The following is a 14,209-nucleotide window of genomic DNA, read 5'->3' as shown; positions in this document are numbered from 1 at the left end:
TTGCCTTTCCAATGAGAGTGCCTCCGCCCGACCAGTCACAGGCGGAGGTTTTGTCGTGTCTCACGCGACGTGGACGGCGACATTCGTCGGGTTGGTCAGGATGTCGAACATGGCCGAACGTTTCTGCGACTGGGCGACCAGCGCGCGGATGTCTTCGTGGCTCGCGTCGGCGTCGATCTCGAAGGTCACGCGGATCGCCGAAAAGCCGTTGCGGATCTCGGGGTCCATGCCGAGGATCCCGCGCACGTCGATATCGCCTTCGACCGTCGAGCGGACCGAGCGAAGCTGGATCCCGCGATGCTGTGCAACGGCCGCGACACCGCCTGTGAGGCAGCTGGCAAGGGCCGCCAGCACGATCTCGGTCGGCGTGGCCGCGCGGTCATGGGCCGCGAAGACCTCAGGGTGATCGGCTTCAATTGTATAGCTCTGCTTGCGTGTATGCTCTTCGCCCAGGCCGAAATAGCCGTTGATCGTGTTGACGTTGTACGTGCCTCCCTTCCATTCGCATGCGCTGCGAAAGGTGAAGGCCGCGGCTCGCGGCATCTCGGCGAAGGCGTCGCGCGCGCCGATCAGCGCTTCGGTATTGACGCCGTTGTCGATAACTTGGGTGTGCATGGTCATGTCTTTTTCCTTCGGGTTGGGGTTGGTGTGCGGTTGGGTCTGGGTGCGTTTGTCCGCCACAGTTTTTGGCTGGCGGACGTCATGTGGCGCGATGCGGGTCCGGGCCGCGAACCAGTCGCGGAAGCCCCCGGGGCCGATCAGCCCCCGCAGTCGGGCAAAGCCGTTTCCGTACGGGGGCGCGGGTTTAGGCGCGGGTTTAATTGTGAATATCTCGTGTTTCACGGCGCAGTCTCCTTGATGTCCGTCACCTCCAGACGTTCTTGCCAAGGGCACCCAGCGCGATGCCGCGTCCGGCCCGGATTGCGTCCAACGGCGGCAAAGCCGGGTAGGAACGAATGGAGGGGTTGTCTCCAGCAAGACGCCAAAGCAGGCGTTTCGTGGGGGCAGATGTACCCTGCGCCACGGCCCTTGGCCGCTTTACACAATGGAGCAACGCGCTATACCGATTGGAGCAAGTCGCTACATTTTCTGGAGTAGCCGTCATGTCGCACAAGTACGGTCAGTGGTGCCCGATCGCGAAATCCACCGAAATCCTCGGTGAGAAATGGACGATGCTGATCGTGCGCGAGCTCTTGATGGGCAGCACACGGTTCTCCGAACTGCAACGCGGGCTGGGTGCAATATCTCCCACATTGCTGACGCGCAGGCTGGCCACGCTTGAGGAATACGACCTCGTATACAAACGCCAAATACAAGGGGGACGCGGCCACGAATACGTGCCGACGCCAAGCTGCAAGAAACTGCAACCGATCCTGTTGGCATTGGGCGCCTGGGGAATGGAGTGGTCCAAGGCCTTCATGAGCGACGCCGACTATGACGTCGAGTTGCTCATGCTTTACCTGCAACGCAGCGTGGTCACCGACAACCTGCCGGATGGCAAAACGGTCGTGTTATTCCAGTTCACTGACTTTCCCGAACAGCCGAAATGGTGGATCACGGCGGAGGGTGGCAATGTCGACGTCTGCACCACCGATCCGGGACTGGACGTGGATGTTTTTATTACCACCAAGGTCCGCGCAATGGCGGATGCCTGGCTGGGACGCACCAGTTATCGTGCGGCGAAGGCTTCCGGCGAAATGGAAATCATCGGCCCAACTGCCCTGACCCGTGATATTACGCTATGGCTCTCCGACTGCATCTTTGCCAGCTTGCCAAACGCGGAAGACATCCTTGCGGTCGGCTGATGAGCAGATGCAGCAATCAGCAGTTTACCGGGATACCAAAGAAAACTGCGTATCGGACAGATCGACCCCGCCACCAAGACAGGACGCGTCGACACAAAAAGCCTCCGCAGATTATTGGACCTGTCGCAGTTTGATGCCGCTCTGGTCTTGTCCCGTGAACTGGCCCAATTGGGAAAACGGAAACTCGAAAATTCTGGGTTGGTCAACTTTTCCGCCCAGTCGCGTGTTTCGCCTCAGTGATAGAATGCATCTGCAGCGGATGCGACCGCAGCATCTTGGTTGGCTGCTGGATGTCGGCTCTGGGCTGGTTGTGTCGTCCAAGAAAAGAGGGCGGAGAGGGGAAGTTCGCTGCATGTTTCACGAATGGCAAAAGTGTGAAGGAAGTAAGCCCGAGTTTGCGAGGTGGGCCCTCGATCAACCGAACCTGCAACGTCCTTGGAGGACAAGACTCGGTCAGTTAGAGTATCGTTCAAGTGATCCCACAAAAAAGGTTTGGGACTATGTTGGGAGGGGCGGGGCTCAGGAACACCGACCAGTGAAAAGAGGACCTCAGTCATTACCGCTTGACCCGTCGCCTTTTGGTATCGAATGTTGAGGCTAACATTTAGGAACATTAAGGTGACTTTGAGATGGCAGGCAAAGCTTTTGGCAAGACAAAAACCGTAGGTAGGCCTGTTACAGGTAATGATGACGATAACGAGATCGACACGTCGACCGATACGGACAGCACCAAGATCAACGGCGGTGATGGCAACGACGATATCGTTGGAACTGATGCGGAAGACCGTGTAAATGCCGGTGACGGTAACGATACCGTCAATGGAGGCATTGGCGATGACATCCTGTTTGGCAATGATGGCGACGACACAGCGGTCTTCTCAGGATCGATCCTCGACTACACTTGGGAATGGGCCAAAGGCAACACGCTGAATGTCTCCGGCGCCGACGGAAACGACCAACTCAAACATTTCGAGCATTTTCAGTTTGACGATTTTAACTATTCGACCAAAGGCGACAACGCGCCAATAGCGGTGTTGCGCAGCTCCGCAACAACAGAAGAAAATACCGCACTGACACTGTCGGGAGACATGTATGATTTTGACGGTGACGAGGTTTCCGTTGTCGGCGTATCCTCGTCGCGTGGCTCTGTCAGCGCGGCCGAGGGTCTCGCGGCTGGCCAGTTCGCCGTCATGGGGTCAAGCGAAGGTCTTGAAATCGCCTTCGATCCTTTGACGGATTTCGATTATCTTGCGTTTGGTGAATCCACGGTCGAGACCGTCACGCTGATCGTCGAAGACAGCAACGGAAACCAGACCACCACCACCTTCGACATTACCATCACCGGCACCAACGATGCGCCGGTGATCGAGACATCGACCCTGACCGGGGCGGTGACCGAGATTGCCGACGGCGCGGCAGGTGAGAATGCTGACACGCTGACAACCACCGGCGCGGTGAACTTCTCCGATGTCGATGTGACAGACACCCATACGGCGAGCTTTGTGCCGAACGGCGCGGACTACCGGGGCACCTTCTCCATCCTGGCGCCGACCTCGACAGACGCGACAACCACGGGTGCGGTGGACTGGACCTTCGATATCGCCGATGCAGCCATCGACGACCTCGCAGCAGGCCAAGTGTTGATCCAGAGCTATGCCGTCAACATTGATGACGGCAACGGCGGCACAGCGACCGAGACGGTGACGGTGAAGATCACCGGCACCAACGATGCGCCCGAAGTGTCTGCAATCGACGCGGGCTCGGTGACTGAAGATGATGCCCTAGTGGTCATCGATTTGCTCGCCGGGCAGACAGATGTCGACAATGGCGCAGTACTGACCGCAGACGCCATCGTGGTGACCGACGATACCGGCGCAGCGGTTACCTATACTGACAATGGTGATGGCACGATTAGCGTGGATCCGTACCAGTACGATGACCTGGACACGGGCGAAAGCCGGATCGTGACCGTGAGCTACGACGTTTCGGATGGCTTCGTCGGAGTGGCCAACACCGCAACGCTTTCGGTCACTGGCGTGACGGACAACCTGCCGCCGGTAGCAAATGATGACGTGGTGATGGGGAGCGTGGTCGGCGAATTCCTTGTAAACGAACAAACCTATAGTTCTCAAAATGCTGCCAGTATCACTACGCTCACAGATGGTTGTTTCGTGGTCACCTGGACCAGTTTCGACGGGGCGGATGACACGTCTGGTACCGGTGTAAAAGCTCGGATCTTTGACTCCAATGGAGTGGAAATTGTTGGCGAATTCCTCGTCAATGAGCTGACCGACAACAATCAATTCAACCCAACCGTTACCGCCCTAAAAGACGGTAGGTTCATCGTGACTTGGGAATCCAGAATAGATCCATTGGACCCCTCTGGTGGCATCAAGGCAAGGATCTTCAACGCGGACGGTACGCCTGCCGGAAGTGAGTTTCTCGTCAACGAAAGAATAAATAGCTTCCAGTTTGATGCAGACGTCGTCGCGCTTGAGGACGGAAATTTCATCGTGAGCTGGGTTTCCAATGATGGCGTTGAAGATAGTGCTGCCAGCGGCATCAAAGCGCGAATATTTGATGCGGACGGAAACGAAGTTGTGAGCGAATTCCCCATAAACAATATCACCACAGGCGCCCAACATGACCCAAGCCTGGTCGCGCTTCCGGGGGGTGGTTTCATTGTGACCTGGTATTCTGGAGATGGGGTGGACGACACATCGAGAACCGGAATCAAGGCTCGTATCTTCGATGCAGATGGAGTGGAAGTCGTCAGCGAATTCCTCGTGAACGACGAAACATTTGATAGACAAGCCTCTCCCCGAGTCACGGCCCTTGAAGATGGGCGCCTCGTTGTCACCTGGTATTCTAACGATGGGGTAGACGACACATCATTCAATGGAATCAAGGCCAAGATCCTGAATGCCGACGGCACGGAGGCCGTGAGTGAGTTTCTCGTCAACGAGAACATTATTGTAAACCAATGGTATCCTGACGTTGTAGCGCTCGCAGATGGCGGGTTCGTGGTGACTTGGGCCTCCGGGGCCAGAAGTGGCGGTGACGGGTACGGTTTCGCGATCAAGGCACGGGTCTACAATGCTGATGGGACCGCGGTCTCCCAAGAATTCCTCGTCAATGAAGAGGGCTTTGGGTTCCAAGAATACCCTGTCGTCACGGCCCTGCCGAATGGTGGTTTCGTGGTGAGCTGGCAAACAGAGGACGGTGTTGACGACCCGTCGTCTACCGGCGTCAAAGCCCGGATCTTCAAGGCAGACGGCACGCCTGCGGATGGCTCGGTCACCGACGAGAACACAGCTTATACAATCGATTCCGCTGATCTCCTCGGAAATGACACCGATCCCGATGGCGACCCGTTGACCATTTCTGCCGTTTCGGCAACCAGCGATCTGGGGGCAACCGTGACCCTGAATCCGGACGGCTCGGTCACCTACGACCCGACAACTTCCGCGACACTCGAAGCTCTTGATGACGGAGAAATCCTTCAAGATACCTTCACATACACGATTTCTGACGGCAACGGCGGCACAGATACGGCGACGGTGACCATGACGGTCTCGGGCGTATCGGCAGTTCCGGTGACCGTAGACTTCAGTGGCTCAATGAACACCTCGGCGGGGTCTGGTGGCGAGATTTATTCGGAAGACGGCTTCGTTTTCCGGCATTCATCAGACGGAGATCATGTCGATCAGATCGGCGAACTCACCTGGCATGATGACGGCGGAAACCCTGGCGACAACGACCTCATCGTGACCCGCTCGGACGGCGGTTCGTTCAACCTGGACACCCTCGATATCCTTGCTGACTCCGGTTTTCAGATCAAGGATGGCGACGGAAATGTCCTGTTCGATGCGAATGGCACAGGAACCGATGTGGCCGTCAACATCACTGATGTGGAAATTCTAATTTTCGAATCGGATGGCAATCTATCACGCGTCGACAATTTGGATTTTGAAATCTTTTGAGTCTGCACAACTCGACACGACTGGGAAGTCCCGCTTCGGGTCTTCCCAGATAACTAGTGAAAACATGGTGTGCGTCCAGAGAGCTTTCCCGGCGCATCGTTTAGCTACATAATTAATCGTATCGGTTGCAGGTCACTTCTCTCGGCTATGCTGCGCTGCCCCCCATAGTTAAATGGCCATCTCCAGACATTCGCTGCGTCGGGTTTGAATGGCAGCATTGGGCCGCATGTTCAAAGATCAGACACCGCGCTTGCCTTTGGACTGGCGGCTTCGGCTCCAACCAAGCAGTGCCCATCGGCCAGAGGCGACTAAATCGACCTTTTGTCAAATGTGGTTCATCACATACAACAAACCGCCGCGGCTACCGCGCTTGTTCCCGAAGCCTCTCCCAAAGCTGCCCATGGTCCATCAGAATCGCTAGAAGCCCATCCAACACCGTCTCGCTATCCAGCGCCCGTTTACTCATCGCGGAGTTGGCCGCGTGGCTGTCCATTACGGCGTTGAGGAACTCGTCCTTGAGGTTCGGGGAACTGGCGAACTGTTCTTTGCTGTTGTTCGCGGCTTGGCCCCGTAAAACGTCTGATTCCTCCATCTTGGTCCGCAGTGTGCCGAACACCCATTGCAGTTGGTCGTCGTCCGTCAGGTCGGCGTCGAACAACTCGTTGAGCTTCTCGATGACCTCCAGAAGGCGGATCTTGTCTTCGTTGCGCACAGCACCGGTGCCAGTTGCTGTCACGGGGACAAGTTTCTGCCCGTCGGTGTCCGGTAAAAGTGACCGCTTTCCCTTTGAGGTCAGCTTATGGTGGGTCATCTTGATCTGAGACAGGTCGACCTGCTCACGGTCACGACCAAACTCCAGCAATGGCACCAATCGGCGGTAAAAGAGCGCGCGCTTTTCGATGCCGGTGCTGGCGTAGTCGAAGATCTGGGACAGGAAAGCGTACATCCGCTGAAAGGCCTGCATGTCGCCCCGGAACAAATGTAAACGTTCCATCGCCAGTTTCGCTTCTTTCGCTGCGGCCACATTCTTGGCCTCGACCGCCTGTTTCCATGCTTTCTTGGCTGCCGAGAACAGGTCAAGCAGGCGTTGAGCAACCGGGCCGATGGCCTTGCTGAGATCGCCCTGCACCGATGTCGGATCCAGCTCAACCTCGGCCACCCGGTCGATCTCGTAGTCGTCGTAGTGACCCGCCTCGTCGAGCTTGGCCTTGAGGTCGAACAGCAGGTTGGGATCCGTCGCCGCTTCAAGTTCAGCCTTTCCGTAATACTGGCTGAAGGCCTTCAGCACCTCATCGGAACTGTCCGAGAAGTCGAGGACGTATGTCGTGTCCTTCCGAATGTCGCCGCTCTTGTAGGCCCGATTCAGGCGGGACAGCGTCTGTACGGCCTGGACCCCGGCAAGGCGCCGGTCGATGTACATGGCTGACAGCAATGGCTGATCGAAACCGGTCTGGAACTTGTTGGCGACCAGCAAGAGCTGGTACTCCTCACCCGCGAAGACCTCTTTCAGATCCTGCCCCTTGAGGTCCGGGTTCACGGTCTGGTTGGTTTCGGTGAAGGGTTCCGGCCCGCTTTCCTTGTCCACCACCTCGCCGGAGAAGGCGACCAGCGTGCCCAGTGGATAGCCCTTCTCCTTTATGTATTTGTCGATGGCCAGTTTCCAGCGCACGGCCTCCTTGCGGGATTGCAGGACGACCATCGCCTTGGCCTTGCCGCCCAGCAGATCTTGCACGTTCGCGCGGAAGTGCTCGACGACGATCTGCACCTTCTGGCTGATGTTGTAAGGGTGCAGGCGGACCCATTGCATGAGGCCGCGCATGGCCTGGCTGCGCTCCACCTCGTCGTCATCAAACTCTTGCCCCTCGTTCGCCAGTTTGAAGGCGAGGCTGTACGGCGTGTAATTCTGCAGCACGTCGAGGATGAAACCCTCCTCGACCGCTTGCTGCATCGAGTAGACGTGAAACGGTTCCGGCAGGTTGCCGTCGCCTGCGGGCTTCTCTGGGTCAGGTCGGCGCCCGAACAGCTCCAGCGTCTTGGCTTTGGGGGTCGCCGTGAAAGCCACATATGTCACATCGGTCTCGCTGGCACGGGCCTTCATCTGCGCCGCGAGAATGTCTTCTGTACTGACCTCTCCGCCGTCTTTAAGTTCCTCCAACTCCTCTGCCGAAAGCGTCTCTTTCAGCTTGTTCGCCGCCTCCCCGGTCTGCGAACTGTGAGCCTCATCGGCGATCACGGCAAAGGTCTTGCCCTCGGTGGCCGCCAGCTCCCGCACTTCCTTCAAGGCATGGGGAAATGTCTGGATCGTACACACCACGATTTTCTTGCCATCAGCCAAGGCCTGGGCGAGTTCGCCACTTTTGCTGCCACCCTTGCCCTTGATCGTTTGCACAACGCCTTTGGTGCGTTCAAAGGCAAAGATGGCATCCTGCAACTGGCCGTCGATCACCTTTCGGTCCGACACCACGATGACGGTGTCGAACATCTTCGTGTTCGTGGCGTCGTGCAGATCGGCGAGGAAGTGTGCGGACCAAGCGATGGAGTTCGTTTTGCCGGACCCGGCCGAGTGCTGGATCAGGTACTTCTTGCCCGGGCCTTCCTCTAGCACCTTGGCTACCAGTTGGCGCGTTGCATCCAGCTGATGGTAGCGCGGGAAGATCAGCTTGGTGACCGCGCCCTTCTTGTCCTTCTCCGGGATGATGTAACGGCCGATCAACTGAAGCCAGCTGTCGCGCTGCCAGACCTCCTGCCAGAGATAGGCGGTCGGGTGGCCGGCATCGTTCAACGGATTGCCAGCGCCGCCGTCGCGGCCACGGTTGAAGGGCAGGAAGAAGCTGTCCTTGCCTTCCAGCCGCGTGCACATGAACACCTCGGAGGTGCTGACCGCGAAATGCACCAGCGCGCCGGTGTGGAAACCCAGCAGCGGCTCGGCGCCGTGCCCCGGCGTCCTTGGCGGGCGATCGAACCGATACTGGTCGATGGCGTCGCCAATGTTCTGGGTGAAGTCTGTCTTCAACTCTGCCGTGGCCACGGCGATACCGTTATGGAATAGCACAAGGTCGATACTGTCGCCCTTCGCCGTCGAATAGCGCACTTGGCGCACCACGCGCAGACGGTTCGCTGCGTAACGCGCCATGATCTCGGTGTTCTCGGCAAGGGCCGGCTTGAACTCGGCCAGCTTCAGTGTGCCGCGCACGCCCATCATCTCGATCCCGTGGCGCAGCACGTCCAGCGTCCCACGCGCAACGATCTGCTTGCGCACCCGGTCCAGCAGCGCGTCCGAGCCAAGTTTCTCGATCCCCTCCCAGGCCTTCGGTTGCGAGGCCTTGACCCATTCCAGCAGATCGTCCGGGAACAGCGCGCGCTCACGGTCGTAGAGCTTGGCCGCGTTCGGATCGTACTCCCAGCCATGCGCTGCCATATGCGCGCAGATCTCGTCCTCGAAGCTAATCTCCTTGTGCAGGTTCACGACAATTCCTCGTCATCGTCGAGCACCAAGGTCCAAATCCGCTTCATCGGGAGTTCTGCCCGCATATCTTCCGGCAGTTTGTCGTAGTGGGTTAGGAAGGCGTCAATGACATCATCCCTTCCCCAAAGCCGAACACGAAAGAAAAGCTCGTTCAGTCGCCTTCTGACGTTGGACGTGTAACCACCCCAGCTGACGATCAGCCCGTGATCCGCCTGCACATCGTGAATGCTGCCGATAAGCGCCTGCAACGTCGGCTGATCAACCGTCTGGCTGCCGGACTTTACTTGCACCACGATCCGCGGCGCATCCAAGCCAAGCGGCCCGCTGCCTGCCACGATGTCCACGCCTTGATCTGCGCCAGGTGGAGACACGCGTGTTTGATACCCCTGCGCCCTCAGGAGCGCCGCCACGAGTTCGGTAAAGTCGTGCCCGGCGAACACTGAGGCCATGCGGCGTTCGATCTGGTCACGGGCGACCTGTACGAGGTCAAGCGGCAGATCCGAGGCCTCCTCGGCATCTTCCGTCACGGGCGTCGCCGATGTCTTCGGCGTCTGGCCATCGCCGGGGTCCTTCCCTGTTGCGACTACGGCTTTGAAACGGGCAACGGCGTTGTTCCTGCTGATCTCGCAGACGGTCCCGATGGCACCAAGGCTGTGCAGCATGTCCTGCTTGAAGGCGTCTCGCGGGATTTCAGTTTGAAACCACTCTACAGGTCGCTCGCAGGCGCCATCCGGCCCGACTTCATAGGGTCCCGCAAACCGTCCAATGGCGATGGTGGACGTGGTCTTGAGCGGCGTCACCACCAGATCACCAGTCTTCGCCACGTTCTTGAACTGGTTGATCTGCGTCGCAAAGTTCTTGTGCCGCCCCGGCTTGTCCTCCGGAAACATCTTGGCCATCTCTTCCGTCAGCGCCTCTCGGCTGTTGAGATGAGAAATGTCGTGCCCGATGCCGAAACTGATGCGTAGCTTCTTGTCGTCCAAGGCCCGGGGTTCGAACTCCCCATGACGACCCAACCGCACCATCCACAGGCGTTGACCGGCGGCTTCGGAACTCATGCCGTTGCCTTTCTATGGATCCCCAGCTTCGCCAACGCGCCGACCACCTCGGGCTTCATCGTGAAAGTCGCGCCTTCGCCGTCGAAATCGGCGAGGATGCCTGAGAAGAAGCCCTTGTCTCGCTTGTCGAACTTTTCGGCCGGCCAAAGATCGGCTTCGCGGTTCTGACACATGGTGCCGAAGTGCAGGTGCCAGGACTGCGCGCGCCAGCCGAGCGCCTGTGTCAGCGCGGAGGAGGTCGAGCCAGGGTTATCCAGTAACACGCGTAGGAGCTTTTCCTCCGTTTCGCTGGGCGGGCGCTTGGTGAAGGCCTGCACCACGCGTTCGGAGACCGGCATGTTGCGGACGACTTCCCGCTCCTGAACCTCAAGTGTGTCGAGGGCGTCGAGCAGCTTTTCCGCCTCCGCACGCAGCTTGGGCGGGCCAGGCTTTTTCTTGTCCTCGGCGTTGCGCCGCATCCGGGCGCGCTCCTCGGCGGATTTCTCGGGCAGGGTCTCAATGATCTTGTCGATGCTCATGCGGCCTCGGTGCTGTTGGTGGTCGTGTCGCGGACGTCGATCTTGCCGGTAACGGCGGCGGAGATCAGGGCGGAGCGGCGCTCCAGCAGGAGGGTGATTGCACGATCGGCCTCTGTGATGAGGGCGAATAGATTGCCGACCTTGTTCCGGATGTGCTCGACAATCTCCGCCTGCTCCTCTTTTGAGGGAACGGCAATTTTGAAACCTGCGATGTCCGGCATGTAGATCGTGTTGTGCGTTGACCCCATCTTCAGGCGTTCAAACTCGCCATTCATCGCCCGGAGCGAATAGAGCAGGTACTCCGGCTGCACTTTGTCGCCACATATCCAGTTCGCAAAGTCCTGAGTGGTCGCCATTGGCACAGCCATGATGGCGGAGTAGCCGACCGAGGCTGTTCGCGACAGAATTACGGTGCCCGCAGGCAAAAGCCGCGCTGACGAGTTCTCAAGCCCTAAATTACTCACTTGTTCCTTGGTCTCGCTGACATATTCGACATCACCGCTTCGGATTTGCCAAACGTCTGCGAGACCGAACCACGGGATATAGCAGTTCTCCCACCAATCGGGTCGAGACCGGCTTGGTGTGTGACCGCTCTCCAGCTTCGCAAGATGGCGTATCGGACGTGCCTCCCAATGCGCCGGAATATCGCCGAGCCAGTCGATGCCGCTGGGTTTCATCGGGGCGGCGGGGTCGAGGCCCTTGGTGACGGCATGAGAGATGACGGCCTGCCGCTTTTCCTTGAGCAGCGCAATCAGCCGTCGCTGCTCCTCGACCAGCGCATCGATCTTCGCCGTCTCCCGATCGAGGAAGGAGAGAATGGCGAGAAGCTGCTCGTCGGTATCGGGCACCGGAACCTTGGTCTTCTCAACCTGCCATGCAGCAAGATGCTTGACTGTCGTCGAATACGTTACGTCATTGATCCGCTTGAGCGGCGTAGGCAAGCAATATTCAATCAACCGTGTCATGGCTTCATTTCGGCCTCTGACGCAGCACATTCTCTGGTTCAGGAGCGCTGGCAAACTGCCGAGCCATCGGCCAACATTGAAGTCGCCGTCCATACCGATGAGGACATCATCCTTCGTTATGATTGCCACTTCGATCGGGTCGCCCGTGAAGTTAACGTCCGAAACTGACTTGTTCAGGTCGCGGATGCGGACAAGCGGCATCCCGCCTTCGGGGCCGAACTTGTCGCTAGCAAACGGAAAGCCGTTTATTACCTTGGCAACAGACTTGATCGGAGCCACCGTCCATTGAACGGGTACGTCTCCGATCCAGGAATCTCCGCTGTCCCTGTATTGCGGATACCGCCTCATCCCGCCAACTCCACCAGCATCTGCTGGATGTTCTTCGTGACCTCGGACAGGTCAGCGTCGATCTCGGCCAGCTCGCGCGGCGGCTCGAAGACGTAGAAATGCCGGTTGAAGGGGATCTCGTAGCCCGTCTTCGTCTTGCTCACGTCGATCCAGGCATCGGCCGCGTGCGGTTTCACCTCGCGGTCAAAGTACGCCTGCACGTCCTCGGTCAGCGGCACGATCTCGGTGTCCCTCAGGCTGCTGTCCGGCTGCGGATGCCCCTTCTGCTTGCCGCGTGTGCCGACGACGACCTTGCCGTCCTCGTCGCGCAGGGGCCGTTCCACCGTGATCTGGCGGTAGCCGAAGGCCTTGTTGGGCAGCAGCATCGACAGCGGCCGCAGCTTGACCTTGCCGCCCTCCGGCGCGCGCGGGGCGTCCTGCCCTGCCTCGACAGCCACTTGCCCGGTCTCCTTGCCGTCGGCGTCGATCAGGATGGCCATTTGCGCCTCGATGCACTGGCCGAACAGCCGTGTGACGATGCCGATGCCCTCATTGCTGATCTCGCGCCGCTTGGAGCCCAGCGACTTGCGCATCTTCTGCCACATGCCAGAGGCGTCGATCAGTTGGACCTTGCCCTTTCGATGCTCCGGTTTCTTGTTCGACAGGATCCAGACGTAGGTGGCGATGCCGGTGTTGTAGAAGAGGTCCGTGGGCAGGCCGATGATGGCCTCGACCAGATCGCTTTCAAGCACGTGGCGGCGGATCTCGCTCTCGCCCGAACCTGCGCCGCCGGTGAAGAGCGGTGAGCCGTTCAGGACGATGCCAAAGCGACAGCCGCCGTCCTTGAACGGGCGCATCTTGGACAGCAGGTGCATGAGGAAGAGCAGCGAGCCATCCGAGACGCGCGGCAGGCCGGGGCCGAAACGACCAGAGTGGCCCTGCAGCTTGTGTTCCTGCTGGACCTCCTTCTGCACCTTCTTCCATTCGACGCCGAAGGGCGGGTTGGACAGCATGTAGTCGAATTTCGCGTCCGGGTGGCCATCGTCCGACAGCGTGTTGCCCGCGATGATGTTCTGGACGTTCTGGCCCTTGATCAGCATGTCCGCCTTGCAGATGGCGTAGGACATGTCGTTCAACTCCTGCCCGTACATGGTGAGCGCGGCGTTGGGGTTGTGCTCCATCAGATATTCGTCAGCGACGGACAACATGCCGCCGGTGCCTGCCGTCGGGTCGTAGATCGTGCGCACGACGTTGGAACCGGAGAGGACATCGTCATCCTCGATGAACAGCAGGTTGACCATGAGGCGGATGACCTCGCGCGGGGTGAAGTGTTCCCCGGCAGTGTCGTTGGAGGCCTCGGCGAACTTGCGGATCAGTTCCTCGAAGACAAGGCCCATCTGGGCGTTGGTGACGCGGTGCGGAAGCAGGTCGAAGCCGGCGAACTTCTCGGTCACCATGTAGAGCAGCTTGTTCTTGACTAGGCGGTCGACCTGTTCGGTGAAGTTGAAGCGTTCAAAGATGTCGCGCACCTCTGGCGAGAAGGCGTCGACGTAGGACAGCAGATTGGGGCCGATGTTGTCCTGGTCACCGATGATTTTGGCCAGATCGAGGGTGGAGCCGTTGTAGAAGCTTGCCCCCGAGGCGCGGCGCATGAACCTGTCGGGTGGGAGGTCTTGGGCACGCATCTTTTTTTGGATGTCAAGGACGGCCTCTTTGGTGGGTGCAAGGACACAGTCCAGACGGCGCAGGACGGTGAAGGCAAGGATAACGCGGCCATATTCGGACTGGCGGTAATCACCGCGCAGCAGGTCGGCCACGGACCAGATGAGGTTGGAAAGCTCGGACTGAGACATGGGGGGTAATCGACCTTATGCAACGAAGTCTGGGACGCAGGCTATAGGGACAAGTCGACAGGGACAACTACGGGGCATGTAGGATCACCTTGGAGTTGGCATCCTCCGTTCTGATGTTGTCATTTGCGTGCATTTTTTCCGAAAGGGCGCGGTACTCAACTGTCGCTCCAAGGCGAAAAATCCGCAGTTCTAGTTGCTTTTGAGGCCACCAGGAAGGGCCGAGGGTGCTTTGAT

At 58.7% G+C, this 14,209-nt stretch carries 8 protein-coding genes; 2 read left to right on the top strand and 6 right to left on the bottom strand.

Features of this window, described 5'->3' with window-relative positions; genetic code table 11:
- Positions 1-60: 60 nt before the first annotated feature.
- Positions 61-843: an OsmC family protein gene (locus VOI21_RS08365; RefSeq protein ID WP_323769356.1), complete on the bottom strand. Its 783-nt coding sequence runs from the start codon at positions 841-843 to the stop codon at positions 61-63.
- 260 nt (positions 844-1,103) lie between these two features.
- Between VOI21_RS08365 and VOI21_RS08360 the strand changes: the two genes are divergently transcribed.
- Together VOI21_RS08360 and VOI21_RS08355 are read left to right on the top strand one after the other, a co-directional pair.
- On the top strand, positions 1,104-1,805 hold the full coding sequence (locus VOI21_RS08360) for a helix-turn-helix domain-containing protein (protein ID WP_323769354.1): 702 nt from the start codon (positions 1,104-1,106) through the stop codon (positions 1,803-1,805).
- A gap of 629 nt (positions 1,806-2,434) precedes the next feature.
- Positions 2,435-5,788 carry a cadherin-like domain-containing protein gene (locus VOI21_RS08355; RefSeq protein WP_323769353.1) on the top strand — a complete coding sequence of 1,118 codons (3,354 nt, stop codon included), beginning with the start codon at positions 2,435-2,437 and terminating at the stop codon, positions 5,786-5,788.
- Positions 5,789-6,149: 361 nt separating this feature from the next.
- Here VOI21_RS08355 and VOI21_RS08350 read toward each other — a convergent pair whose 3' ends face one another.
- Genes VOI21_RS08350 through VOI21_RS08330 form a run of 5 tightly spaced genes read right to left on the bottom strand, consistent with a single transcriptional unit; the run spans position 6,150 to position 13,975 of the window.
- A complete protein-coding gene (locus VOI21_RS08350; RefSeq protein WP_323769351.1) occupies positions 6,150-9,254 on the bottom strand; it encodes a type I restriction endonuclease subunit R in 3,105 nt (1,034 codons plus the stop codon).
- On the bottom strand, positions 9,251-10,312 hold the full coding sequence (locus tag VOI21_RS08345; protein WP_323769349.1) for a restriction endonuclease: 1,062 nt from the start codon (positions 10,310-10,312) through the stop codon (positions 9,251-9,253). Before VOI21_RS08345 ends, VOI21_RS08350 begins: the two co-directional genes overlap by 4 nt.
- Positions 10,309-10,830: a hypothetical protein gene (locus VOI21_RS08340; protein ID WP_323769347.1), complete on the bottom strand. Its 522-nt coding sequence runs from the start codon at positions 10,828-10,830 to the stop codon at positions 10,309-10,311. Before VOI21_RS08340 ends, VOI21_RS08345 begins: the two co-directional genes overlap by 4 nt.
- Positions 10,827-12,143 (bottom strand): restriction endonuclease subunit S, encoded by a 1,317-nt coding sequence (locus tag VOI21_RS08335; RefSeq protein WP_323769345.1) that lies wholly within the window; start codon positions 12,141-12,143, stop codon positions 10,827-10,829. The genes VOI21_RS08340 and VOI21_RS08335 overlap by 4 nt, the downstream gene beginning before the upstream one ends.
- Positions 12,140-13,975 carry a class I SAM-dependent DNA methyltransferase gene (locus VOI21_RS08330; protein WP_323769343.1) on the bottom strand — a complete coding sequence of 612 codons (1,836 nt, stop codon included), beginning with the start codon at positions 13,973-13,975 and terminating at the stop codon, positions 12,140-12,142. Before VOI21_RS08330 ends, VOI21_RS08335 begins: the two co-directional genes overlap by 4 nt.
- Positions 13,976-14,209: the final 234 nt, after the last annotated feature.

Source organism: Antarctobacter sp. (assembly GCF_034670325.1).
In the GTDB taxonomy this organism is placed as follows: Bacteria; Pseudomonadota; Alphaproteobacteria; order Rhodobacterales; family Rhodobacteraceae; genus Antarctobacter.
The sequence above is the reverse complement of the archived record's forward strand: the minus strand, read 5'-3'. Positions and strand labels throughout refer to the sequence as shown.